Source organism: Gordonia sp. IEGM753 (assembly GCF_050321825.1).
Lineage (GTDB): Bacteria > Pseudomonadota > Gammaproteobacteria > Pseudomonadales > Pseudomonadaceae > Aquipseudomonas.
This window is the reverse complement of record NZ_JBNQGB010000009.1, coordinates 14,872-37,637: the sequence shown is the minus strand read 5'-3', so window position 1 is coordinate 37,637 and position 22,766 is coordinate 14,872. Positions and strand designations below refer to the sequence as shown.

22 protein-coding genes are annotated in these 22,766 nt (G+C 58.4%); 9 read left to right on the top strand and 13 right to left on the bottom strand.

Features of this window, described 5'->3' with window-relative positions:
* Window positions 1-14: 14 nt before the first annotated feature.
* Genes arsC through ACQR3R_RS28585 form a run of 3 tightly spaced genes read left to right on the top strand, consistent with a single transcriptional unit; the run spans window position 15 to window position 1,388 of the window.
* Window positions 15-368: an arsenate reductase (glutaredoxin) gene (arsC, locus tag ACQR3R_RS28595; protein WP_428277742.1), complete on the top strand. Its 354-nt coding sequence runs from the start codon at window positions 15-17 to the stop codon at window positions 366-368.
* Window positions 365-961 (top strand): NAD(P)H:quinone oxidoreductase, encoded by a 597-nt coding sequence (gene wrbA, locus ACQR3R_RS28590; RefSeq protein WP_428277740.1) that lies wholly within the window; start codon window positions 365-367, stop codon window positions 959-961. Before arsC ends, wrbA begins: the two co-directional genes overlap by 4 nt.
* A 1-nt stretch (window position 962) precedes the next feature.
* A complete protein-coding gene (locus tag ACQR3R_RS28585; protein WP_428277738.1) occupies window positions 963-1,388 on the top strand; it encodes a DUF2069 domain-containing protein in 426 nt (141 codons plus the stop codon).
* Window positions 1,389-1,476: 88 nt separating this feature from the next.
* Here the strand turns inward: ACQR3R_RS28585 and ACQR3R_RS28580 are convergent, their stop codons facing one another.
* Window positions 1,477-2,151, bottom strand: coding sequence for a DNA-3-methyladenine glycosylase I (locus ACQR3R_RS28580; RefSeq protein ID WP_428277736.1), 675 nt, complete (start codon window positions 2,149-2,151; stop codon window positions 1,477-1,479).
* A gap of 67 nt (window positions 2,152-2,218) precedes the next feature.
* On the bottom strand, window positions 2,219-3,043 hold the full coding sequence (gene ttcA / locus ACQR3R_RS28575) for a tRNA 2-thiocytidine(32) synthetase TtcA (protein ID WP_428277734.1): 825 nt from the start codon (window positions 3,041-3,043) through the stop codon (window positions 2,219-2,221).
* A gap of 278 nt (window positions 3,044-3,321) precedes the next feature.
* Here ttcA and ACQR3R_RS28570 point away from each other — a divergent pair, with 278 nt between their 5' ends.
* On the top strand, window positions 3,322-3,924 hold the full coding sequence (locus ACQR3R_RS28570) for a YIP1 family protein (protein ID WP_428277732.1): 603 nt from the start codon (window positions 3,322-3,324) through the stop codon (window positions 3,922-3,924).
* A gap of 153 nt (window positions 3,925-4,077) precedes the next feature.
* Window positions 4,078-4,572, top strand: coding sequence for a SprT family zinc-dependent metalloprotease (locus ACQR3R_RS28565; RefSeq protein ID WP_428277730.1), 495 nt, complete (start codon window positions 4,078-4,080; stop codon window positions 4,570-4,572).
* 434 nt (window positions 4,573-5,006) lie between these two features.
* Here the strand turns inward: ACQR3R_RS28565 and ACQR3R_RS28560 are convergent, their stop codons facing one another.
* Window positions 5,007-6,188: a CoA transferase gene (locus ACQR3R_RS28560; RefSeq protein WP_428277728.1), complete on the bottom strand. Its 1,182-nt coding sequence runs from the start codon at window positions 6,186-6,188 to the stop codon at window positions 5,007-5,009.
* A gap of 144 nt (window positions 6,189-6,332) precedes the next feature.
* A complete protein-coding gene (locus ACQR3R_RS28555) occupies window positions 6,333-7,667 on the bottom strand; it encodes a C4-dicarboxylate transporter DctA (protein WP_428277726.1) in 1,335 nt (444 codons plus the stop codon).
* Between the two features lie 340 nt (window positions 7,668-8,007).
* Here ACQR3R_RS28555 and ACQR3R_RS28550 point away from each other — a divergent pair, with 340 nt between their 5' ends.
* On the top strand, window positions 8,008-9,006 hold the full coding sequence (locus ACQR3R_RS28550; RefSeq protein WP_428277724.1) for an AraC family transcriptional regulator ligand-binding domain-containing protein: 999 nt from the start codon (window positions 8,008-8,010) through the stop codon (window positions 9,004-9,006).
* A 126-nt stretch (window positions 9,007-9,132) separates the two neighbouring features.
* On the opposite strand, the gene ACQR3R_RS28545 is transcribed toward ACQR3R_RS28550, so the two are convergent.
* The 3 genes from ACQR3R_RS28545 to ACQR3R_RS28535 form a co-directional block, all read right to left on the bottom strand.
* The gene (locus ACQR3R_RS28545; protein ID WP_428277722.1) at window positions 9,133-10,479 is read right to left on the bottom strand and encodes an ATP-binding protein; all 1,347 of its coding nucleotides are present in this window, start codon (window positions 10,477-10,479) and stop codon (window positions 9,133-9,135) included.
* Window positions 10,476-11,153 carry a response regulator gene (locus tag ACQR3R_RS28540; RefSeq protein WP_428277720.1) on the bottom strand — a complete coding sequence of 226 codons (678 nt, stop codon included), beginning with the start codon at window positions 11,151-11,153 and terminating at the stop codon, window positions 10,476-10,478. The genes ACQR3R_RS28545 and ACQR3R_RS28540 overlap by 4 nt, the downstream gene beginning before the upstream one ends.
* A 73-nt stretch (window positions 11,154-11,226) precedes the next feature.
* Window positions 11,227-11,547: a hypothetical protein gene (locus ACQR3R_RS28535; RefSeq protein WP_428277718.1), complete on the bottom strand. Its 321-nt coding sequence runs from the start codon at window positions 11,545-11,547 to the stop codon at window positions 11,227-11,229.
* 143 nt (window positions 11,548-11,690) lie between these two features.
* Here ACQR3R_RS28535 and ACQR3R_RS28530 point away from each other — a divergent pair, with 143 nt between their 5' ends.
* On the top strand, window positions 11,691-12,482 hold the full coding sequence (locus ACQR3R_RS28530; RefSeq protein WP_428277716.1) for a dienelactone hydrolase family protein: 792 nt from the start codon (window positions 11,691-11,693) through the stop codon (window positions 12,480-12,482).
* A 151-nt stretch (window positions 12,483-12,633) separates the two neighbouring features.
* Window positions 12,634-13,359 carry a 4'-phosphopantetheinyl transferase superfamily protein gene (locus ACQR3R_RS28525; RefSeq protein WP_428277714.1) on the top strand — a complete coding sequence of 242 codons (726 nt, stop codon included), beginning with the start codon at window positions 12,634-12,636 and terminating at the stop codon, window positions 13,357-13,359.
* Here ACQR3R_RS28525 and ACQR3R_RS28520 read toward each other — a convergent pair whose 3' ends face one another.
* Together ACQR3R_RS28520 and ACQR3R_RS28515 are read right to left on the bottom strand one after the other, a co-directional pair.
* Window positions 13,360-14,970, bottom strand: a complete 1,611-nt coding sequence (locus tag ACQR3R_RS28520; protein ID WP_428277712.1) for an ATP-binding protein — start codon at window positions 14,968-14,970, stop codon at window positions 13,360-13,362.
* The gene (locus ACQR3R_RS28515) at window positions 14,967-15,689 is read right to left on the bottom strand and encodes a response regulator (RefSeq protein WP_428277710.1); all 723 of its coding nucleotides are present in this window, start codon (window positions 15,687-15,689) and stop codon (window positions 14,967-14,969) included. The genes ACQR3R_RS28520 and ACQR3R_RS28515 overlap by 4 nt, the downstream gene beginning before the upstream one ends.
* Window positions 15,690-16,426: 737 nt before the next feature.
* Between ACQR3R_RS28515 and ACQR3R_RS28510 the strand changes: the two genes are divergently transcribed.
* Window positions 16,427-19,321 carry a ribonucleoside-diphosphate reductase subunit alpha gene (locus tag ACQR3R_RS28510; RefSeq protein ID WP_428277708.1) on the top strand — a complete coding sequence of 965 codons (2,895 nt, stop codon included), beginning with the start codon at window positions 16,427-16,429 and terminating at the stop codon, window positions 19,319-19,321.
* Between the two features lie 252 nt (window positions 19,322-19,573).
* Here ACQR3R_RS28510 and flgE read toward each other — a convergent pair whose 3' ends face one another.
* Genes flgE through flgB form a run of 4 tightly spaced genes read right to left on the bottom strand, consistent with a single transcriptional unit; the run spans window position 19,574 to window position 22,533 of the window.
* Window positions 19,574-20,908, bottom strand: coding sequence for a flagellar hook protein FlgE (flgE, locus tag ACQR3R_RS28505; RefSeq protein WP_428277706.1), 1,335 nt, complete (start codon window positions 20,906-20,908; stop codon window positions 19,574-19,576).
* A 31-nt stretch (window positions 20,909-20,939) separates the two neighbouring features.
* Window positions 20,940-21,662 (bottom strand): flagellar hook assembly protein FlgD, encoded by a 723-nt coding sequence (flgD, locus tag ACQR3R_RS28500; RefSeq protein ID WP_428277704.1) that lies wholly within the window; start codon window positions 21,660-21,662, stop codon window positions 20,940-20,942.
* A 16-nt stretch (window positions 21,663-21,678) separates the two neighbouring features.
* Window positions 21,679-22,122, bottom strand: a complete 444-nt coding sequence (gene flgC / locus ACQR3R_RS28495) for a flagellar basal body rod protein FlgC (protein WP_054054819.1) — start codon at window positions 22,120-22,122, stop codon at window positions 21,679-21,681.
* A gap of 3 nt (window positions 22,123-22,125) precedes the next feature.
* Complete coding sequence (gene flgB, locus ACQR3R_RS28490) at window positions 22,126-22,533, bottom strand: flagellar basal body rod protein FlgB (RefSeq protein WP_428277702.1); 408 nt, start codon at window positions 22,531-22,533, stop codon at window positions 22,126-22,128.
* Window positions 22,534-22,766: the final 233 nt, after the last annotated feature.

Here is a 22,766-nt window from a genome sequence, read left to right as displayed (position 1 = left end):
GATGCGACCCGCACATGACCGATCTGACGCTTTATCACAATCCGCGCTGCTCGAAATCCCGCGGTGCGCTCGAACTGCTCGAAGCCCGTGGCCTGACCCCGAACGTGGTCCGTTACCTGGAAACCCCGTTAAACGCCACGCAAATCCAGAGCCTGCTGAAAAAGCTTGGGCTGTCCGCACGGCAATTGCTGCGCACCGGCGAGGATGAGTACAAAACCCTTAACCTCGCCGACGCAAGCCTGAGCGAGGCGCAACTGATCGCCGCCATCGCGGACCACCCGAAACTCATGGAACGACCGATTCTGGAAGTCGGCGACAAAGCCGTCATCGGCCGTCCGCCAGAGAACGTACTGGAGTTGCTGCCGTGAGCGAGCCGTACATTCTGGTTCTGTACTACAGCCGCAGCGGCTCGACAAACGAAATGGCGCGGCAGATTGCCCGAGGTGTAGAGCAATCGGGTATGGAGGCGCGCCTGCGCACCGTGCCGGCAATTTCCACCGAATGCGAAGCCGTGTCGCCGGACATCCCGGATGAAGGCGCGTTGTACGCAAGCCTGGACGACTTGAAGAACTGTTCAGGCCTGGCACTCGGCAGCCCCACCCGTTTCGGCAATATGGCGGCGCCGCTGAAGTACTTTCTCGATGGCACCAGCAACCTGTGGCTGACCGGCGCTCTGGTGGGCAAACCGGCCGGGGTTTTCACCTCAACAGCCAGTCTGCACGGCGGTCAGGAAACCACGCTGCTGTCGATGATGCTGCCGTTGTTGCACCACGGCATGCTGATCACCGGCCTGCCTTACAGTGAATCTGCGCTGCTGGAAACACGTGGCGGTGGCACGCCGTATGGCGCCAGTCACCATGCCGGTGCCGATGGCAAAAGCCCGCTGGATGAACATGAAATGGCGCTGTGCCGGGCCTTAGGGCTGCGGTTGGCAAAAACTGCACAAAAACTGGGGAACTGACGTGGCCAAAAAGCCGAAGGTTTTACCCGCCATCGAATGGCTTGAGCCACGGGTCAGGGCGATGCGCGCGATCAGCCTGCTGTGCTATTTCGGCCTGGTGGGTTTGTTGTGCGTGTATTACCTGCTGATCGCCGACCTGCATGGCGCGCGGCCGTGGGTGATTCTGCTGATCGAACTGGTGCCGTTGCTGTTGCTGGCACCGGGAATGATCATTGGCAGCGCCCGCGCCAATTCCTGGCTGTGTTTTATGGTGAACCTGTATTTCATCAAAGGCGCGCTGGCTGCCTATGACCCTAACCGGCAAATGTTTGGATTGCTGGAGATGGGCGCGAGCCTGGCGGTGTTCTGCTCGGCCCTGTTGTACGTGCGCTGGCGTTTCCAGTTGAATCGCAAGTTGGCGGGTGAAGGCGAGATTTCTGTTGCCTGACCGGATGCCTTCGCGAGCAAGCTTGCAGCCACATTGAACGCGTTTCAAATGTGCGGGTGAGCCTGCTCGCGATGCCGTCGACGTGGTCTCAATGATTCACGGTATACGCCAGCATCATCGATATCTGGCTCATCGGCCGTCCGCCACTTTGTTCGTGCCACTGATTGAACACATCCTGCACCAACGCCAGATCACGCTGGCTGGTCGGCACTTTGTCGACGATCTTTTGCGCATTCAATCCCGCGACGACGTCGTAACTGGGCACAAACGTATCTTTGCCGACCATGCGCAAGAACCGCGGCGCCGACAACCCGCCCAACTGGTGACCGTGTTTTTTCAGGTAGGTCCACAGCCCGACGATCTCGGTCACTGGCCAATCGGCGATGAACGCGCCGAAGCTGCCCTTCTCGTGCGCCACGTCCAGCACCAACTGAGCATTGCGCGGCACGCTTTTGAGCTTGCCCAAATGGCGAATGATGCGTGCGTCCTGCATCAGGCGCTCAAGGTGCTCGGCGCTCATGAGCACGACTTTTTCCGGATCAAACTTGAAAAACACTTCTTCGAAGGCCGGCCATTTCGCGTCCACCAAGCTGTGCTTCAACCCCGCGCGGAATACGCGCAATGCCATGGTCGACAGGTAGCGGTCGTCGCTGATCTTGCGCAATTGCGCCGGGGTTTTGGGAACGGGCAGATGGGCTTCCAGTTCAGCCGCTGAACCGAAGCGGTTCAGACAGTATTCGTGCAACCACTTGTAGTCGCGCATGCCCTCTCCTAAAGATTGAAATGAAAACGGCGCCCGCAAGCGCCGTAAGTCAGAGCGGTGTCGAACCTCAGAGGTTCACAACGTTGACGAACCGCGAGGCTGCGGTTTCATCGATACGCAGGTTGGTAAAGTCGAACAGGTTGCGATCCGCCAGTTGTGACGGGATCACGTTTTGCAGGCTGCGGAAAATACTTTCGGTGCGACCTGGCGTCTTGCGGTCCCATTCCTGCAGCATTTCCTTGACCACCTGGCGCTGCAGGTTTTCCTGAGAACCACACAGGTTGCACGGGATGATCGGAAATTGCTTGAGGTCGGAATAGGCTTGAATGTCTTTCTCGTTGCAATACGCCAGCGGACGAATCACAACGTTGCGGCCATCGTCGGCGCGCAATTTCGGTGGCATGGCCTTGAGCGAACCATTGAAGAACATATTAAGAAAGAACGTTTCGACGATGTCATCGCGGTGGTGGCCGAGGGCCATTTTGGTCGCGCCAATTTCGTCGGCGAACGTATACAGCGTGCCTCGGCGCAAACGCGAGCACAGCGAGCACGTGGTTTTACCCTCGGGGATCAGCTCCTTGACCACTGAATAGGTGTCTTTCTCGACGATGTGATATTCCACGCCCAGCGCTTCTAGGTAAGCCGGCAGAACATGCTCAGGAAAACCCGGCTGCTTCTGATCCATGTTCACGGCAACGATCTCGAACTTGATCGGTGCAACCTTCTGCAGGTGAATCAGCACATCAAGCAGGGTGTAGCTGTCCTTGCCGCCAGACAGGCAAACCATGACCTTGTCGCCTTCTTCAATCATGTTGAAGTCGGCAATAGCCTCGCCGGCCTGACGGCGAAGGCGCTTTTGCAGTTTATTCTGGTTGACCGTAAGAGTGCCCATGACGCAAATCCGTGAGGTGTGACGAAAGGCCGGCATTTTACGCAAAAATGCCTCAGGGGCGAAGACCCCGTCCGCCTACCGTGTGCTGACAGTCCCAGCGGCGATTAACAGGGGTTTTTACAGCGCGATTTGCTCTAACGCCCTGCTCCTGCGGGGTTAAGTCCTTTCTATACTGCGTCATAAGGTCGCACACATATTCAGACCTTTACTTACTTGGCCACTTTGGCCCGTAGGCGCTCCACTGGGGGGCGATGGCAAAAACAAGAGGAGTGACTGGCATGATCCATCACGTAGTGGGGCTCTTCACCCACCCTGATCAGGAATGGAAAGACATTCGTGGCGATCAGGAAGAAAGCATCAGCCATATGTACTTGACCCACACCCTGATATTGGCGGCAATTCCCGCTGTATCGGCGTTTATCGGCACCACCAAGGTCGGCTGGGTTATCGGCAGTCGAGCGCCGGTGATGTTGACTCAGGAAAGCGCGCTCTGGATGACGATCATGTCGTACCTGGCGATGCTTGGCGGCGTGGCGGTAATGGGTGCGTTCATTCACTGGATGGCCCGCACGTATGACGCCAACCCAAGCCTGGCACGGTGCGTGGCGTTCGCGACGTACACCGCGACACCGCTGTTCATCGGCGGCCTGGCGGCGCTCTACCCACACATGTGGCTCGGAATGATCATCGGCACCGCAGCCATTTGCTACACCGTGTACCTGCTGTATGTGGGGCTACCGACCTTCATGAACATTCCATCGGACGAGGGCTTTCTGTTTTCGAGTTCTGTACTGGCTGTAGGCCTGGTGGTGCTGGTGGCCATCATGGCGTTTACCGTAATTGTCTGGGGTTTGGGCGTAGGGCCCGTTTATACCAACTGACCCAATTAAAAAGCGAAATCTGCCAATACCGGCCGCCGCGAGGCGGCCTTTTAATGTCAGGGATTTGAGAATGGCGACGACCATTCGGCGCCTCGGCGATTCGCAAGCGCACGGGGTTGCGGCATACTCAAGGCTTGTGGAGACCCATCAAGCATGCCCGAGCAACTCAATACCCGCGTCGAAGACTGTTACCTGCAAGCCGAATCCTTTTTTAAACGTACGTTCAAACGCCCCGTGGTGAGTCTCAAGCTGCGCGGCCAGAAAGCCGGTGTCGCGCATTTGCACGAGAACTTGCTGCGCTTCAACCCTCAGCTTTACCGTGAAAATAGCGAAGACTTCCTCAAGCAGACCGTGGCCCACGAAGTTGCGCACTTGATTGCCCATCAATTGTTCGGCGATAGCATTCAGCCGCACGGTGAAGAGTGGCAACTGATCATGCGCGGGGTGTATGAACTGCCGCCCAACCGTTGCCACACGTACGACGTTAAACGCCGCAGCGTGACGCGTTACATCTACAAATGCCCATGCGCCGACAGCGACTTCCCGTTTTCGGCACAGCGCCATAGCCTGGTGAGACAGGGGCGACGGTATTTGTGCCGGCGCTGCCGCAGTACGTTGGTGTTTAGTGGCGAGATGCGGGTCGAGTAGCGGAATTTTTTGTGCCTGGACTGACCCCATCGCGAGCAGGCTCGCTCCCACAAGTGATTTGTGGCGTGACGTAAATCCAGTGTGGGAGCGAGCCTGCTCGCGATGGGGTCCACAGCATCACTACACAATGACCTTGGTACACCGCAACGCTCCCACAAGTGATTTGCGGCGTGACGTAAGTCCAGTGTGGGAGCGAGCCTGCTCGCGATGGGGTCCACAGCATCACTACACAATGACCTTGGTGCGCCGCAACGCTCCCGCAGGTGATTTGCGGCGTGACGTAAATCCAGTGTGGGAGCGAGCCTGCTCGCGATGGGTCTACAGCATCACTACACAATGACCTTGGTACACCGCAACGCTGCCGCAGGTGATTTGCGGCGTGACGTAAGTCCAGTGTGGGAGCGAGCCTGCTCGCGATGGGGTCCACAGCATCACTACACAATGACCTTGGTGCGCCGCAACGCTGCAATCCGCTCGACACTAAACCCCAATTCCCCCAACACCTGATCCGTATGCTCACCCACCGCCGCGCCGATGTGCCGCGGCGTGGGCAAGCCATCGGAAAACTTCAGCGGACAGGCCATTTGCGCTTGGCGAGTACCATCGCCACGCGGCACTTCTACCACTAGATTTCGCGCCTTCAGCTGCGGATGTCGCACCGCTTCACCCAAACTCAACACAGGTTCGACGCACGCATCGAGTTCGGCAAACAATGCGCATAACTCGGCAAAGTCGTGCTTCTCGAACTCAATCTTCAGTGCGTCCTTGAGCTTCTTCTGCTGTGCCGGTTTTGGCGAAAGGCCCAACGCCGCCAGTGGTTCCAGTCCCAATGCGCTGCACAACTGTTTCATGAACGGCGGTTCCAGGCTGCCCACGGCCATCCAGCGCCCATCGCGGGAACGGTAATAATCGTAGAAGCTGCCGCCATTGAGCACCTGCTGTTCACGGCCCGGCTCTTCGCCGCAAGCGAGGTAACCGGCGCCGGCCATGGCGTTCAAGCTGAACGCGCAATCGGTCATGCTCACGTCCAGATGCTGCCCCTGCCCCGTTTGTTGCCGGGCAATCACTGCCGCCAGCAGTCCGATAACCCCGTGCAACGAACCGCCGGCGATGTCGGCCACTTGCATGCCCAATGGCAGCGGGCCGCTGTCCGCCCGGCCGGTATGACTCGCCAGCCCCGCCAGCGCCAGGTAGTTGATGTCATGGCCGGCGCGGTCCTTGTAGGGGCCGGTCTGGCCGTAACCGGTAATCGACACGTATATCAGCTTCGGATTGATCGCCTTCAGGGCGTCATACCCCAACCCCAATCGCTCCATCACACCGGGGCGGAACTGCTCCAGCACGATGTCGTGGTCTTGCAACAACTGCTTGATCACCTCCAGCGCTTCAGGCTGCTTGAGGTCCAGCGCCAGGCTGCGCTTGTTGCGGTTGAGGTAGGCGTGGCTGGCGGAGACACCTCGATCGTGCGGCGGCAATACGCGCAACAAGTCGATGCGGGTCGGCGATTCGATGCGCAACACCTCGGCGCCCATGTCCGCCAGCAACAGCGAGGCGAACGGCCCCGGCAGCAGTGTCGAAAAATCCAGAATCTTGAGTGATGCCAGTGGACCGGGCATGAATGACCTCCTGTGCGATCCCACAAGCCTAGGCAGCCAATGGCATTGCAGCAATCACCCGATGCGTCAGCAACGGTGACCGTTACGCTCAAATCGCAGGCATTAAAAAACCCGCCGAAGCGGGTTTTTCATTCCAGACAGCCTTTACTTGACGCTGTTCGGGGTTGGGCCTTCGGCCACACCCAGGTCGTCTTCAGGACGGGTATCGGCGATACCACGACCACCAGACGCCAGTTCGGCGTGCATCACATCGACGTCCAGTTCCTTGACCCATTTGGCCACAACCAGAGTGGCAACCGCGTTACCCACCAGGTTGGTCAAGGCGCGGGCTTCGGACATGAAGCGGTCGATACCAAGGATCAAGGCCAGGCCGGCAACCGGCAAGTGGCCCACGGCGGACAGGGTTGCAGCCAACACGATGAAGCCACTGCCGGTCACGCCTGCGGCGCCTTTGGAGGACAGCAGCAACACCACCAGCAAGGTGATCTGGTGCGTGATGTCCATGTGCGTGTCGGTTGCCTGAGCAATAAACACGGCGGCCATGGTCAGGTAGATAGCCGTGCCGTCGAGGTTGAACGAGTAACCGGTCGGGATCACCAGGCCTACAACGGATTTCTTCGCGCCCAGGCGCTCCATTTTGATCAGCATGCGCGGCAGCACCGATTCCGAAGAAGAGGTACCCAATACGATCAGCAGTTCTTCACGGATGTAACGGATCACTTTCAGCACGCTGAAGCCGTGAGCACGAGCGATACCGCCCAGCACCACCAACACGAACAGCAGACAGGTGATGTAGAAGCACGCCATCAACTGACCCAGTTGCACCAGCGAACCCACACCGTAGGCACCGATGGTGAATGCCATGGCGCCCAAGGCGCCGATTGGCGCGAGCTTCATGATCATGTTGATGATGTTGAACATCACGTGAGCGAAGCGATCAATGAAGTCCAGGATCGGCTTGCCATAGGCGCCCAGGCGATGCAGGGCGAAACCGAAGATCACCGAGAACATCAGCACTTGCAGGATATCGCCGGTCGCGAACGCACCGAAGATGGTGTTCGGGATGACGTTCAGCAGGAAACCAACAACGCTTTGATCTGCACCGGCGGCAACATATTGCGCCACTTTGGAGGCATCCAGCGTGGTCACGTCAATGTGCATGCCGGCACCCGGCTGCACGAGGTTGACCACCACCAGACCGACCAGCAAGGCAATGGTCGACACAATTTCGAAGTACAGCAGCGCGTAACCACCGGTCTTGCCAACCGACTTCATGCTCTGCATGCCTGCGATACCGCTGACGACGGTGCAGAAGATAATGGGGGCGATGATCATTTTGATCAGTTTGATGAACCCGTCACCCAGTGGCTTGAGGGCGACACCGGTTTGCGGGTAGAAGTGACCGACCAGGATGCCGATAACGATGGCTACGATCACCTGGAAATACAGGGATTTGTACAGTGGCTGACGAGTCGTCATTGCAAAGTTCCTCAAGAGTGTCGCTGACAACATCCATCTGTTGTCCTGACACCTCAATTGCGAACCCTCCTGCTTCTGGAGGGATTTGTTTTTTCGAGCTGCGCAACGGCAGGCATCTGCTCGTTACATCGCAAGGCCCGTGCCACTATTACCGAATTGACCGCAAGCCTTCTGACATCAAGGGTTACAGGTTTTTAGTTGCCTGCGAACCGTTATGCTGAAGTGGCGGTTTTCCGCCTATCAGCTGATTCACGTCCTGCTATTTGGCGGATATCCGCCTTGTCCCGCGCCAGCCTCCCCGTCTAACATCCGTTGCTCAATGGATGGACCTGCCCTTTTTATGCGCGAACGCACTACCGCCAGTCACTTTGCCCGTGCCGCCCTCGGGGGTGCACTTAGGCGTGGGTATGACTGTTCAAGCCTGTTGCAGCAATTGGGAATCAGCCCCGAATTGCTGGACGAACCCCGGGCGCGCATCGCTCCCGAGCAATTCACGCAATTGATAAAGGCCTTATGGCTGGCACTCGACGATGAGTACCTGGGTTTCGGGCCGGCGCCGAGTAAACCGGGCAGCTTCGCGATGATGTGCCATGCCGTGATCCACTGCCGAAACTTGGAGAAAGCACTTCATCGGGGTTTATTATTTTATAGCCTATTCCCTGAAGGTCCGCGTCTGACCCTGACCCGTGAAGGCGAAATGATGCGCCTGAGCCTTGACGATTCGACGTTCGAGGACCCGGATCACTTCCTCACCGAAAGCCAGTTGATGGTGTGGCATCGCCTGGGCAGTTGGTTGATTGGCCAGCGAATTCGGCTGGAACAGGCGACGTTCAGCTACGAAAAACCCGCACACGGCGCTGAATACGACTTGCTGTTCCCCTGTCCCCAGCAGTTTTCGGCGGCGCAGAGCAGTGTGCTGTTTCACAGTCGTTACTTGAGCATGCCGTTGTTACAAGACGAGCGGACCCTCAAGCACTTCCTCGAGCGCTCACCTGCCGACCTGCTATCGCGCCCGGATGACGGCGACAGCCTGAGCAGCCAGTTACGACGCCTGCTCAGTCGGGACAGCTCTCGCTGGCCGGACCTTGAGGCCGTGGCAGCGCATTTGCACATCAGCCCGCAAACGTTACGTCGGCATCTGCGCGAAGAGGGTTCAAGTTTTCAGGAGCTGAAGGATCAGTTGCGGCGCGACATTGCGATTTATCACCTGGGCCGTGCGGACCTGTCGTTGCAACAGATTGCCGAACAACTGGGGTTTTCCGAACCTTCGGCGTTTCATCGAGCGTTCAAAAAATGGACCGGGTTGACGCCGGGGGCGTATCGCGCGCAGGAGAACTGATTGTGTTGCGGGCCTTGAATAACGCCATCGCGAGCAGGCTCGCTCCCACAACGGTCCTGTGTTCGCAGGGCTTATGTGGGCGAGCCTGATCGCGATGGCGGCGCAAGGAGCAGCACTCAGAACAGCTCAAACCGTCGGAAAATGAATCCGGAATGCCGCGCCGCCCATGGGCGAATCGCCCAACGTCAGTTTTGCGTTGTAGCTTTCGATGATGTCCTTGACCACCGCCAACCCGATCCCTTGGCCCGGATGCTGACGGTCCAGGCGTTCGCCGCGCTGCAGAATACGGGCGCGCTGATCCGGAGGAACGCCCGGGCCGTCATCCTCCACACACACCTCAATGCCGTTGACCGTTTGACGCACGCTGACGCGCACTTCTCCAAGGCATAAGCGGTAGGCGTTCTCTAGCAAGTTGCCCATCATTTCCAGCAAGGCCCCCTGCTCGATTGGCACGTAACACTGGTCCGGCAAATCCAGCGCGACCAAAACACGTTTATCGCGGTAGACCTTGTCCAGCGTATCGCAGAGGCTTTTGAGCACCGGACGCAGGCGCACCTGATGGCGCACCAGACCGCTTTTGCGCAGGCTGGCCCGCTGTAGCTGATAGCTGATTTGCTGGCTCATGCGCTCGATCTGCGTCTGTAACACCCAGGCCTGCTCCCTGTTTTCCGGGCGTTGCGCCATGTCTTCGCTGACACCTTGCAACACCGTCAACGGGGTTTTCAGACTGTGCGCCAGGTCATCGAGGGAGTCACGGTAGCGGCTGCGTTGCTCACGCTCACTGTGCAACAAGCGGTTGAGGGAGCCGGTCAGGCGCAGCAGTTCGCGCGGGTGTTGCTCGCTGAGACTCTCGCGGGTACCGCTTTCGATCTCGTCCAGCTCTTGGCTCAGCCGTCGCAACGCCTGCAGGCCCCAGGTCAGGCCGATCCAGAGCAGCGCCAGCAGCACCAGCAAAGCGGCGCCGAAACCCAGGTACAGGTTCTCACGCAGGCCTTCGAGGGTCACTTCGTACTCGCGAACCGGTTGCAGTGCGACGATGCTGAAGGCTGCACTTTTGCCGCCAAGCAGCTTGACCTCAACGTCGTAGACGAAGAATTCCTGACCGTCAGCCTCGCGAATCCTCGCGAATTCGTTGCCGCGTCCGTCATAACGCGGTTTGTAATTGAGGTTTTCTTCCTTGGTACCTTTCGAGCGCCAGACCAGATGGCCTTCACGGTCGTAGATGTAGCCGAGCAAACGGCTGTCTGTGAGGTTGAAGCGCTCGTCAGGCAACTGCGTGGGCATTTGCAGGCGATTGTTTTCGACCCGCGCGGCGGAGATCAAGGTTGTGACATCCGACGCCAGACGCTGCTCGATTGAATCCTGCAACGCCAGGCTGAACGCGCCCTGCATCGCCGGCAACAGCGCCAGCATGAACAACACCGCCAACAGGGTGGCGGCGAGCATCAAGCGAACACGGAGCGAACGAATCAAGTGCAGCGCTCATTGAACAGATAGCCGAGGCCGCGCACGGTATCGATCGGTTTGAAACCGGCCGGGCCTTCAAGTTTACGGCGCAGGCGCCCCACCAGCACTTCGATCACGTTTGGATCGCGCTCGTCGTCGTCCGGGTAGAGCTGTTCCATCAAGCGGTCCTTGGCCACCACTTGTTGGTGATGCCGCATCAGGTACTCGAGAATCCGGTACTCGTAAGCCGTCAGCGCCAGCGGCTGTTCATCAAGTGATGCTTGTTTACGATTGAGGTCCAGCAAGAGTGGCCCGGCGACGATGGTCGACTGGGTAAAACCGCTGGAGCGGCGCAAAAGAGCATTCAGGCGCGCATCCAGCTCTTCGAACTGGAACGGCTTGACCACGTAATCGTCAGCCCCGGCGGCCAGGCCTTCGACCTTGTCCTGCCAGTTGCCACGCGCCGTGAGGATCAAAATCGGAAACGCCTTGCCGCGCGCGCGCAGCTGCCGAATCAGGTCGAGGCCGCCCATGCCCGGCAAGCCGAGGTCGATCACCGCCAGGTCATGGTTGAATTGCTCGGTCTGGTACAGCGCCTCTTCGGCGTTGGCCACGGATTCAACCACGTGACCACTGTCGGTCAGGCGGGTTTGCAGGTGATGGCGCAACAGCGCTTCATCTTCGACGACCAGCAGTTTCATAACGCTCTCCCGGGCAAATCAACATCTCCAAAGGTACATTGACGCGGTTCGATGGCTAACAGTCTGGCTGTTTTTAGCCCTGCATGGAGTACGACAGATCATAGCGGCCCATAAGCTCTTCCTGACGAAGTTTAATGCCATTGTGCGAGACCGACACGTTGTCGTAACTGGCGCAATAACCGGTCGGGCTGCTCTGCTGGCTCAACCGAGCTCCCCAGGCACTGCCGTGGCTGACGCCAGCATCGATAGTTGAGCTGCTCAGTGCCAGGGTTTTCTTTACCTTCTCGTTGGTCTTGCCTAGTGTCAGGTTGGCAAAATTATCGTCGGAGGCGAACGCCGCAGTGCTCGCGCTCAGGACGGTGAAAGCCAGAAGCAGGTTTTTAAAGCTCGTCATTCGGGATTTCCTCATGCGCTATCAGCTTTTCGGGCACGAGCAAGGTTAACCATCCGGTGCTGAACTCCCCCTGAACGCACTCTGAACCTAAGCTGAATCAAATCGTCTAGGCTGTTTTGATGACTTCCTCAGGAGAACCGAACATGCGCATGTTTCTTGCCCTCGTATTAATCGCGTTGAGCGGTGCAAGCCAGGCTGCTATCAAGACTCAGGAAATCCCCTACCAGAGCACCGATGGCACCAAAATGATCGGCTATTACGCCTACGACGATGCGATCAAAGGCCCGCGCCCGGGTGTCGTGGTGGTGCATGAGTTCTGGGGGCTGAACGACTACGCCAAACGCCGCGCGCGTGATCTGGCTGGTTTGGGTTACAGCGCGCTGGCCATCGACATGTACGGCGACGGCAAAAATACCGAGCACCCAAAAGACGCCATGGCGTTCATGCAAGAGGCATTGAAGGACAGTGCAGTGGCCAGTGCCCGGTTCGAGGCCGGGCTGGATTTATTGAAAAAACAGCCGCAAACCAACCCGGATAAAATCGCCGCCATAGGTTACTGCTTTGGCGGTGGCGTGGTGCTGAACGCCGCCCGTCAAGGCCTGCCATTGGCGGGCGTGGTGAGTTTCCACGGTGCGCTGGCAACCAATACGCCAGCGACGCCTGGCAGCGTCAAAGCAAAAATATTGGTCGAGCATGGCGCGAAGGACAGCATGGTGACGCCTGAAAACGTTGCCGCGTTCAAAGCAGAAATGGACAAGGCCGCAGCCGACTACACATTCGTCAGCCTCAAGGATGCCAAGCACGGTTTCACCAATCCGGATGCCGATCGGCTCAGCCATGGCGATCATGGTGGCCCGGACATTGGTTACAACAAGGCTGCGGATGAGAGCTCGTGGGCGGATATGCAGGCGTTCTTCAAGAAGATTTTTAGTTGATGAGGTAGACCGAGGCCCAGTCTTCGCGAGCAGCTCGCTGCCACATTCGATCTGTGCGACACCCAAGATCCTTTCTGGGGGCAAGCCTGCTGACTGCGAATCCAGGGCTTTGCACTACCCAGCCCCAAGGCAACCCGGCAAAATGCCCGACATGAACTCAACCACTGTCCTACCCGCCTGCTGCTCCCCGCTCGATAGCGTTTGGCCGCTGCCTTTTTTGCTGCCGGACACCGTGCTGCTCAGCACGCACTTCGATACCTCGCAACTGGCCAGCGATGATTTTCAACGCAGCGCAATCGATGCACCGGCAAGCATTCAGCGCTCGGTTGCCAAGCGGCAAGCCGAGTTCTTGGCGGGGCGCGTTTGCGCACGAGCCGCACTGCAGCAATTGGAAGGATTGAGTTTCAGCCCGGCCATCGGTGAAGACCGGGCGCCGGTCTGGCCGGCGCACATTACCGGCTCGATCACCCATAGCACTGGTCGCGCGGCGGCGATTGTCGCCAAGAAAGCCGCTTGGCGCGGGCTGGGCATGGATTTGGAAAACATGCTGAACCGCGAGCGGGCCGAACGCCTGGCTGGCGAAATCCTCACGCCGCCCGAGTTGCAGCGCATGGCTGTTGCGCCTCGCGATCAGTTGGCGATGCTGGTAACGCTGACGTTTTCGGTGAAGGAAAGTGTGTTCAAGGCGCTCTACCCGATCGTTCAAAAACGGTTTTATTTCGAGCATGCCGAACTGTTGGAATGGACCGAGGCGGGCCACGTGCGGTTGCGGTTGCTGACCGACCTTTCCAGTGAATGGCGCAACGGCACGGAACTGGATGCACAGTTCGGGATAAAGGATGGGCAACTGTTGAGTCTGGTCAGTATCAAAAGCTGATCAACGCTTCTCCTGGTTCCTCGGCCAACTCAAACTGAAACAGGCTCCGCCCAGACTTTTACTCTTGCTGATCAGCGCACGGCCATCATGCCAATGGATAATGCGGCGCACGATGGACAGCCCCAATCCATGCCCGCCCGAAGCGCGGGTGCGGCTGTCATCGAGGCGCAGGAAAGGAGTAAAGATTTTCTCCCAGGCAATTTCCGGCACGCCTGGCCCGTCATCTTCAATGTCCACCCGGCAACGCTGCTGGCCCACCTGGTAACTGACCGTGACCGTGGACGATGCGTGACGCATGGCGTTGCTCACCAGGTTCTGGATCGCCCGGTGCAAGTAACGCGGCTCGGCCTCGACCCACGCGTCGTCGCAGTCGGCGGCGGACAGGCACAGCCCGCGCCGCACAGTGACGTCGGCACGCAGCGGTGCCAGCTCTTCGATCACTTGATTCACCAGCGCATCCAGGTCGATACGCTGAAAATTCAAGGCTGGCGAACCTTGCTCCAGCCGCGCGTACGTCAACATCTCGTCCACCAGCCGATCAAGGTCCTCGATGTCGTGGTCCATGCCTTCGCAGTATTTTTGCAGCGCTTGCGGCGTGTTGGCCGAGCCGATCATCTCCAGGCCAAAGCGCAGCCGCGCCACCGGCGTACGCAACTCATGCGACACCGCGCGTACCAGCTCGCGCTGGATGGCCAGCAATTGTTGCAAGTGCTCGGCCATCCCGTTGAACGCCGACGCCAACCTTCCCACGGAGTCCGCGCCGCGCGCAGGCACGCGAGTTTCCAGGCTGCCTTTGGCTATGCGCGTGGCGGCAGCCTCCAGCCCCCGTAAACGGCGCTCCAGTTGACGCACCAATAAATAGACGATCAACCCGATCAGGCTCAGGCCCAGGGCTGCAATCAACACCAGCCACTCCGGCGGATAAGGGTTCATCTGATACAACGGGCCAATCTCCAGCACCCACGGCGTACCCACCATGCCGGCAAATACCCGGATCGAATCCCCTTCCTTGCCCAGCGCCATGACGGTGTCGCCCTCAGACACGCGGCGACTCTGGTCTTCATCCATGTCCGCCTCGTCGACGGTGACCAGACGCAAGTCAAAACCGAAACCCTTGTCTTCCTTGAGCTGCGCCAGACGCTGCGGCTGATCCGCCACCGGAACCCGCACCAATTCATCCGCCAGCAAATAAATAGTCGCGCGCGCCAGTTGTTCGCTGATTTGTTGGACTTCCCCGGTCAGCATTAACTGTTCTTTGTCGCTGACCAACCGGTAAACCTTCGCCGCGTGAGGGCCGGTTTGCTCCACCAGCGCTTGACCGCGCAACACTCGGGTGCGTTGCGTGAGGTCGAGATCGGTCTGGGTAAAAGTCTTCAACGCCAGTGGAATACCCAGCAACCGCTCCCACACCAACAAGGCGCGGTGGCGTTCGGTCGCGTTCATTGGTTGCAGGTTGTCGGCCATCAGCGAAAACGTGCCATGCGCCAGACGTTCGCGATATTGCTCACTGCGCACCTGATTGAGCAGGTGCAATGCGAGCACGCCGAGCACCGCGACCAGAATCAGCGCGGCACACATGCCGCCATAAATACGCAGGAAAATCGAGTTCACAGCGACGGGTCTACGCAGGCTTCCGGCACGAACAAGTAGCCTTTGCTACGAATGGTCTTGATCAAGCGCGGATGGTCCGGGTCATCGCCGATTTTCGGACGGATCCGCGAAATGCGCACATCGATCGAGCGATCCTGGCCGTCGTAACCGATGCCGCGCAGGGCGGTAAAAATCTCTTCCCGGGACAGAATGCGCCCGGCGTTTGCCACCAGCAGCCACAACAGGTCGAACTCGGCGCTGGTCAATTCGATGCCGTTGTCGTGCAGCCAGGCTTCACGCAGCGCGTTGTCGACCACCAATGGGCCAAACTGCAGCCGGCGCTGTTTTTCCGGGGCCACGTCCGGCGCTTCACTGCGGCGCAACAAGGCCTGGATACGCGCCAGCAGCAATCGCGGGCGCACGGGTTTGCACACGTAATCGTCAGCCCCCAGATCCAGGCCAAGAATCTGATCGGTGTCGTCGGTGCGTGCGGTCAACATCAGGATCGGGCCGTCGAAGCGGTCGCGAACCTTGCGGCAGATACTCAGGCCATCTTCACCCGGCAACATCAGGTCAAGAATGACCAGGTCAGGTTGTTCCTTGAGGATGCGGGCGGCCGCCAGCGCGCCGTTGCCCTCAATTGAAACGCGCAGGCCGTTGGTTTCAAGGTAATCGCGGGTCAGTTCGGCCAGACGCTGGTCGTCTTCCACAATCAATACCTGCCAGGCTTCTTGCTCCACGGTGACCTCTGCTTGCCAACAACACTGATAAGGAAGGATCCGCCCGTCTTTTTGTCATGATTGGGGAGGATAAGAATGCGTGTCCATCGGCCGATTGTATAAACGTCGAACGCGTGTAACACAAGCTGCCAAATGCGTTCGGACAGCAGGTTTTTTTGTGATAGGGTTCGCGCCCCTAAAAATCCGCCCGGACCGGTGCCGACAACTGAAATCCCATGACAAACGGTCTACTCCAGCAGGGTCGCGGCCTACACGCTATTTACACCTTTCACGCACAATTTACGCACAGGTTTATCCACAGGTAGTACGTTGCAACACCCTCCAAAACGCATTATCTTGTAGCCCGGCGCAAAAAAAACCCTACATGTAGGGTTTTGCTCCAAAAACCAATCACAAACCGGTCCTCTATTTCAAGCGCTTTATTGCCTCTGTCCGGTTGAACCAAACGTATTTTCGAAAGACCAAACCGCGCGTGCGGATGGCTACTGTTTTTAAGCCGAAAACGGCGTTAACGGTACGGGTGTTGCAGTCAATTACTGTCACCCATAAGGATCCGGTTTCAGGCTCAAGGCCTGGGATCAAGACTTCGGCATGGAAGCGGCGCCCCAATAGCCCCCTTCCTGATCTGTCCCGAAGTTGGTATGCCCGGCACCTCGCCGGTTGTAGTGCTTCAGGACGGAACGGTGGGCACCGTGATGGTGCCCAAACAAACATAGAGAATGTGGAGACAACCCCCCATGCAAACCGACACAACTCGCGAGAACCCGCAGGGCACCTTGCCGCAGGCCGCTGATTCGAATTCGGATCTGTCCGCCACTGCGCCTGGCCAGCTGCGCGTGATCAAGCGTAACGGCACTGTCGTTCCTTATACCGATGACAAAATCACCGTCGCCATCACCAAAGCGTTTCTCGCAGTTGAGGGCGGCACCGCTGCCGCTTCGTCGCGAATCCACGACACCGTTGCCCGCCTGACCGAACAAGTTACCGCGACCTTCAAGCGTCGCATGCCTTCGGGCGGCACCATCCACATCGAAGAAATCCAGGATCAGGTAGAACTGGCCCTGATGCGTGCCGGCGAGCAGAAAGTAGCTCGTGACTACGTGATCTACCGTGATGGTCGTTCGAAAGAGCGCGCCACCCGCGCACCGGTCGAAGAAGCAGTACAGGCTCACCCCTCGATCCGCATTACCCGTGCCGACGGTAGCTTTGCGCCACTCGACATGGGCCGCCTGAACACCATCGTTACCGAGGCCTGCGAAGGCCTGGAAGAAGTCGACGGCGACCTGATCCAGCGCGAAACCCTGAAAAACCTGTACGACGGCGTGGCCCTGACCGACGTCAATACCGCCCTGGTGATGACCGCCCGTACCCTGGTTGAACGTGAGCCGAACTACTCGTTCGTCACCGCTCGCCTGCTGATGGACACCCTGCGTGCCGAAGGCCTGAGCTTCCTGGAAGTCGCTGAAAGCGCGACCCACCACGAAATGGTCGACCTGTACGCCAAGGCCCTGCCCTCCTACATCGCCAAGGGTATCGAATTCGAATTGCTGAACCCGATCCTGGCCACCTTTGACCTGGAAAAACTCGGCAAGGCGATCAACCACGAACGCGATCAGCAGTTCACGTACCTGGGCCTGCAAACCCTGTACGACCGTTACTTCATTCACAAGGACGGTATCCGCTTCGAACTGCCGCAGATTTTCTTCATGCGCGTGGCCATGGGCCTGGCCATCGAAGAGAAAAACAAAGAAGACCGTGCAATCGAGTTCTACAACCTGTTGTCGTCCTTTGACTACATGTCCTCGACGCCAACCCTGTTCAACGCCGGCACCCTGCGTCCACAGCTGTCGAGCTGCTACCTGACCACCGTGCCGGATGACCTGTCGGGCATCTACCACGCGATTCACGATAACGCCATGTTGTCGAAATTTGCTGGCGGCCTGGGCAACGACTGGACGCCGGTTCGTGCACTGGGTTCTTACATCAAGGGCACCAACGGCAAATCCCAAGGCGTTGTGCCGTTCCTTAAAGTAGTGAACGACACTGCCGTTGCCGTTAACCAGGGTGGCAAGCGCAAAGGCGCTGTCTGCGCCTACCTGGAAACCTGGCACATGGACATCGAAGAGTTCATCGAGCTGCGCAAGAACACCGGTGATGATCGTCGTCGTACCCACGACATGAACACTGCCAACTGGATCCCTGACCTGTTCATGAAGCGCGTCTTCGACGACGGCAAGTGGACCCTGTTCTCGCCGTCCGAAGTACCAGACCTGCATGACCTGACAGGCAAGGCTTTCGAAGAGCGTTACGAGTACTACGAAGCCCTGTCCGAGTACCCGGGCAAGATCAAGCTGTTCAAGACCATCCAGGCCAAAGACCTGTGGCGCAAAATGCTCTCCATGCTGTTTGAAACCGGCCACCCTTGGCTGACCTTCAAAGACCCGTGCAACCTGCGCAGCCCGCAGCAGCACGTCGGTGTTGTTCATAGCTCGAACCTGTGCACCGAAATCACCTTGAACACCAACAAGGACGAAATCGCCGTTTGCAACCTGGGCTCGATCAACCTGCCGAACCACATCGTGGATGGCAAGCTGGACACCGCCAAGCTGGAACGCACCGTGAACACCGCCGTGCGCATGCTCGATAACGTTATCGACATCAACTATTACTCGGTGCCGCAAGCGAAGAACTCCAACTTCAAACACCGTCCGGTTGGCCTGGGCATCATGGGCTTCCAGGATGCGCTGTACCTGCAGCACATTCCTTACGGCTCCGACGCTGCTGTCGAGTTCGCCGACAAGTCGATGGAAGCGGTCAGCTACTACGCGATCCAGGCTTCCTGCGACCTGGCTGACGAGCGTGGCGCTTACGAGACGTTCCAGGGTTCGCTGTGGTCCAAAGGCATCCTGCCGCTGGATTCGCAACAGATCCTGATCGAGCAACGTGGCCAGAAGTACATCGATGTTGACCTTAACGAATCCCTGGACTGGGCACCGGTTCGTGCCCGCGTTCAAAAAGGCATTCGTAACTCCAACATCATGGCCATTGCGCCGACCGCGACCATTGCCAACATCACGGGCGTTTCGCAGTCGATCGAACCGACCTACCAGAACCTCTATGTGAAATCGAACCTGTCGGGCGAATTCACCGTGATCAACCCGTACCTGGTTCGCGACCTGAAGGCTCGCGGTCTGTGGGACTCGGTCATGATCAACGACCTGAAGTACTACGACGGTTCCGTGCAGCAGATCGAGCGCATCCCGCAAGAACTCAAAGAGCTCTATGCAACCGCGTTCGAAGTAGACACTAAGTGGATCGTAGACGCGGCAAGCCGTCGTCAGAAGTGGATCGACCAGGCTCAGTCGTTGAACCTGTACATCGCTGGCGCTTCGGGCAAGAAACTGGACGTGACCTACCGCATGGCTTGGTACCGTGGCCTGAAAACCACTTACTACCTCCGTGCCCTGGCCGCGACCAGCACCGAGAAGTCGACCATCAACACCGGCAAGCTGAACGCTGTTTCCAGCGGCGGCAACCACGGTGACGATTCGGTCCTGGCAGCACCTGCCGGCCCTGCTCCAGTGCCAAAGGCTTGCGCCATCGACGAGCCGGATTGCGAAGCTTGCCAATAAGCTGAGCCGGTAACACCAAACCCCCGACAGGCCACTGGCTTGTCGGGGGTTTTCTTTTGCCTATGAAAAGGCCGGGGCTGGTCTGACGCCCTCGCCAGCAGGGTGGCTCCCACAGGAGAACGAATTCCAATGAGGGAGTCAGCCTGCTGGCGAAGAGGGCCTGAGCAGCAAAAAAATGTCGGCGGACAAAACCCCGGTCACAAAAAACCCCTCTTTCGAGGGGTTCTGAGTGCAGCAATCAGCCAACCAGCATCAAGTCATCTGAATGATGGTTTGCATGATGGTGCTTTGGGTGGAGATGGTCTTGGCGTTCGCCTGGTAGTTGCTTTGCGCCTTGATCAAGTCGACCAGTTCGTTGGTCAGGTTGACGTTGGACTCTTCCAGCGAGTTGGAAGCAATCGAGCCCAAGGTGCCGGTTTGCGGCGCGTCGTAGCCCGGGATACCCGAGGCATAGGTTTCTTTCCAGCTAGTGCCGCCAACGGGTTGCAGGCCCTGCTCGTTGGTGAAACTGGCGAGCGAGATCTGGCCGATCGGCTTGGTCTGGTTGTTGCTGAAGTTGGCCAGCAACACACCGCTGCCGTCGATGGTCAGGTTGGTGATCTGGCCGGTGGCGTAGCCGTTCTGCGAAGGAATCGAACGCGCGGTATCGGCGTTGAACTGCGTCGTGTTAGCCATCGAGATGGTCACGCCCGCGGTGCTGGCTGCGGCGCCGTTGGCCGTCCAGTTACCATTGGTCACGGTGCCTGGCGTCCAGTCCTTGATGGTCAGGTCGCTGCTGAGCACGAACGTAGGTGGAGTGGTCGCAGGTTTCACAGGGGTGCTGACCTGGGTCAGCTTGCCGGTGGTATCGAACGTCATGGTCGACGGAATCGGCGCGTTCGGGGCAGTAGGTGCCGTACCGTCCGGGTTGCGACCGTCAATCAGGGTGTAGGTGTCCCAGGTATTGGCGCCAGTCTTGACCATGTATTGATCCATGGTGTGCTGGTTGCCCTGACTGTCGAAAATCGGGGTGCTGAACTGTTTGGTGAAGGTTTCCGACTTGGTCGGATCGAACTTGTTGGTCGCAACGGCTTGATCAATCGGATCAGCCGAGGAGTTCAAGTTGATCGTCGACGATACCGTGGTGGTGGTTTTCGGCGCCAGGTTGGAGGTGTCGATGCGCAGGTCGGTCAGTACGCCGTTCTGGATCTTGCCGTTGGCGTCCACACCGTAACCTTGCAGGCGCGAAGTGCCGTCAGTGTTGGTGACGTAACCGTCCTTGTCGACCTTGAACGTACCCGCCCGGGTGTAGGACAACGAGCCGTTGTTGTTCATGACAAAAAAGCCCGAACCGTTGATGCCCATGTCCAGCACGTTGCCGGTGTTGTTGATGTCGCCCTGGGTGAACTGCTGGGAAACGTTGGCCAGACGCACGCCGTTACCGACGGTCTTGCTACCGGAACCCAGTTTGGTCGCCGAGTAAACGTCTTCGAATTCTGCACGGGACGATTTGAAACCGGTGGTCGCGACGTTGGCGATGTTGTTGCCGGTTACGTCCAGTTGTTTGTTGGCTGCATAGAGACCGCTAAGGCCGATATTGAAAGACATATTCCACTCCTTTGTGCCGTGTTAGTCGGCTCTACATACCAATTGTTTGGACTTTGGACAGGGCAACGCTGCCCAATCCGGCGAGGTTAAGCATCAACTCACCGCCGGTCTGGCTGATGGTCACGCTGTTGACGGTCGCCGGCAGGTTGGTGATCAGCGATACGGCCTGGCTGTCGATGGTGGTCGACGCCGCGAAGGTGTAGGTGCCCGACGGTACCGTCTCGCCCGCATCGTTCTTGCCATCCCAGATGAAGCTGGCGTTGCCGGCTGCCTGAGTGCCCATGTCGATGGTGCGAACAGCCTTGCCATCGGCATCGGTGATTTTCAGGGTTGCAGCGGACACCGACGTTGGCATCACCACCGAACCGGTCATGCTTTTCGAGGTATCGACCACAGCCTTGCTGCCCGGCGCGATAACGGAACGCCCGACCAGCGACGACGCCTGCAAAGCCTGGGAAGAGTTGTAGTTGCCGGCAATGCCGCTCACGGTATCGTTGAGCGTGGTAATGCCTTCCAGGCTGCTGAACTGCGCCAACTGAGCAACGAACGCGCCGTTGTCCTGCGGCTCCAGCGGGTTTTGGTTTTTCAGTTGCGTCACCAGCAATTGCAGGAACGCGTCTTTGCCCAGCGCTTGTTTGCCGGTCGAGCTGTTGGTTGCCGCTGCCAGGCCGTCAGTCGTGGTACTGGTCTTGATCGACGAATTGGCCAGGATGTCTTTGAGGCTCAAGGCGCTCGTGGTATCGGTCACACTCATGGAAAGTCGCCCCTTATCACTGACCCAGGGTCAGGACCTTCTGCATCATGGTTTTGGCGGTGTTCATCATTTCGGCGTTGGTCTGGAACGAACGGCTCGCGGAAATCATGTCGGCCATTTCCTCCACCACGTTGACGTTCGGGTAGTAGACGTAACCCTTGGCGTCGGCAGCCGGATGGTTAGGTTCGTAACGCGCTTCCAGGTTGCTTTGGTCTTCGACCACACCCAGCACCTGCACGCCCTGGCCGGCGGCATCCTGGCTCTGAAACAGCGAATCGCTGCCGCCGTTCTGACCACCCTGGAACATGGTGGCGAACACCGGGTGGCGCGCGCGATAGGTCTGGTCGATGCTCGACGAAACGGTCTCGGCGTTGGCGATGTTACTGGCGACGGTGTTGAGGCGAGTGGTTTGAGCACTCATGCCGCTACCGGCAATGTTGAAAACACTGGCTAGGGACATGACTTACTCTCCGCGCAGGGCTGAGATCAGCCCTTTGAATTTACTGTTGAGCAGGGTGAAGCTGGCTTGAAAGCCGACGGCGTTTTCCGCGTAGTTCGACTGTTCGAGCTGAGCGTCCACGGTGTTCTGGTCAATCGAGGGTTGCATCGGCGTGCGATACATCAGCGACTCATCGCCATTGCCCAGGCCTTCAGCTTCGATGTGACGGCTATTGGTCATGTTCAAAGCGAAACTACCGCTCTTGGTTTTCTCGTTCTGCGCGGCAAGCACCTTCGAGAAATCGAGATCCCGCGCCTTGTAGTTCGGGGTGTCGGCGTTGGCGATATTGTTGGCCAGGACTTCGGCGCGCTGTGCGCGAAAGCCCAAGGCTTGTTCGTGAATACCGAGCGCTTTATCGAAGCTGATGCTCATGTCGGGAAACCTTCGGGTGACCTGATTTTTCGTACGATGAACATAGCAAGCGGCGTGCCAATTAAAATAAGCCCGGAAACAGGGGCTTTGCGGGCAGAAGTAACGCGGCAATGCCAGAAAAGCGGCAACCGGTTTCCGCTGCCTGCCGCTTTTCTGCCGCTTGCCTCCCCCGCAAGAACACTGCCTCGCCACAGAGCTTGCTCCCAGAGTGTCTGATGGCGCCAAGGCAAAAA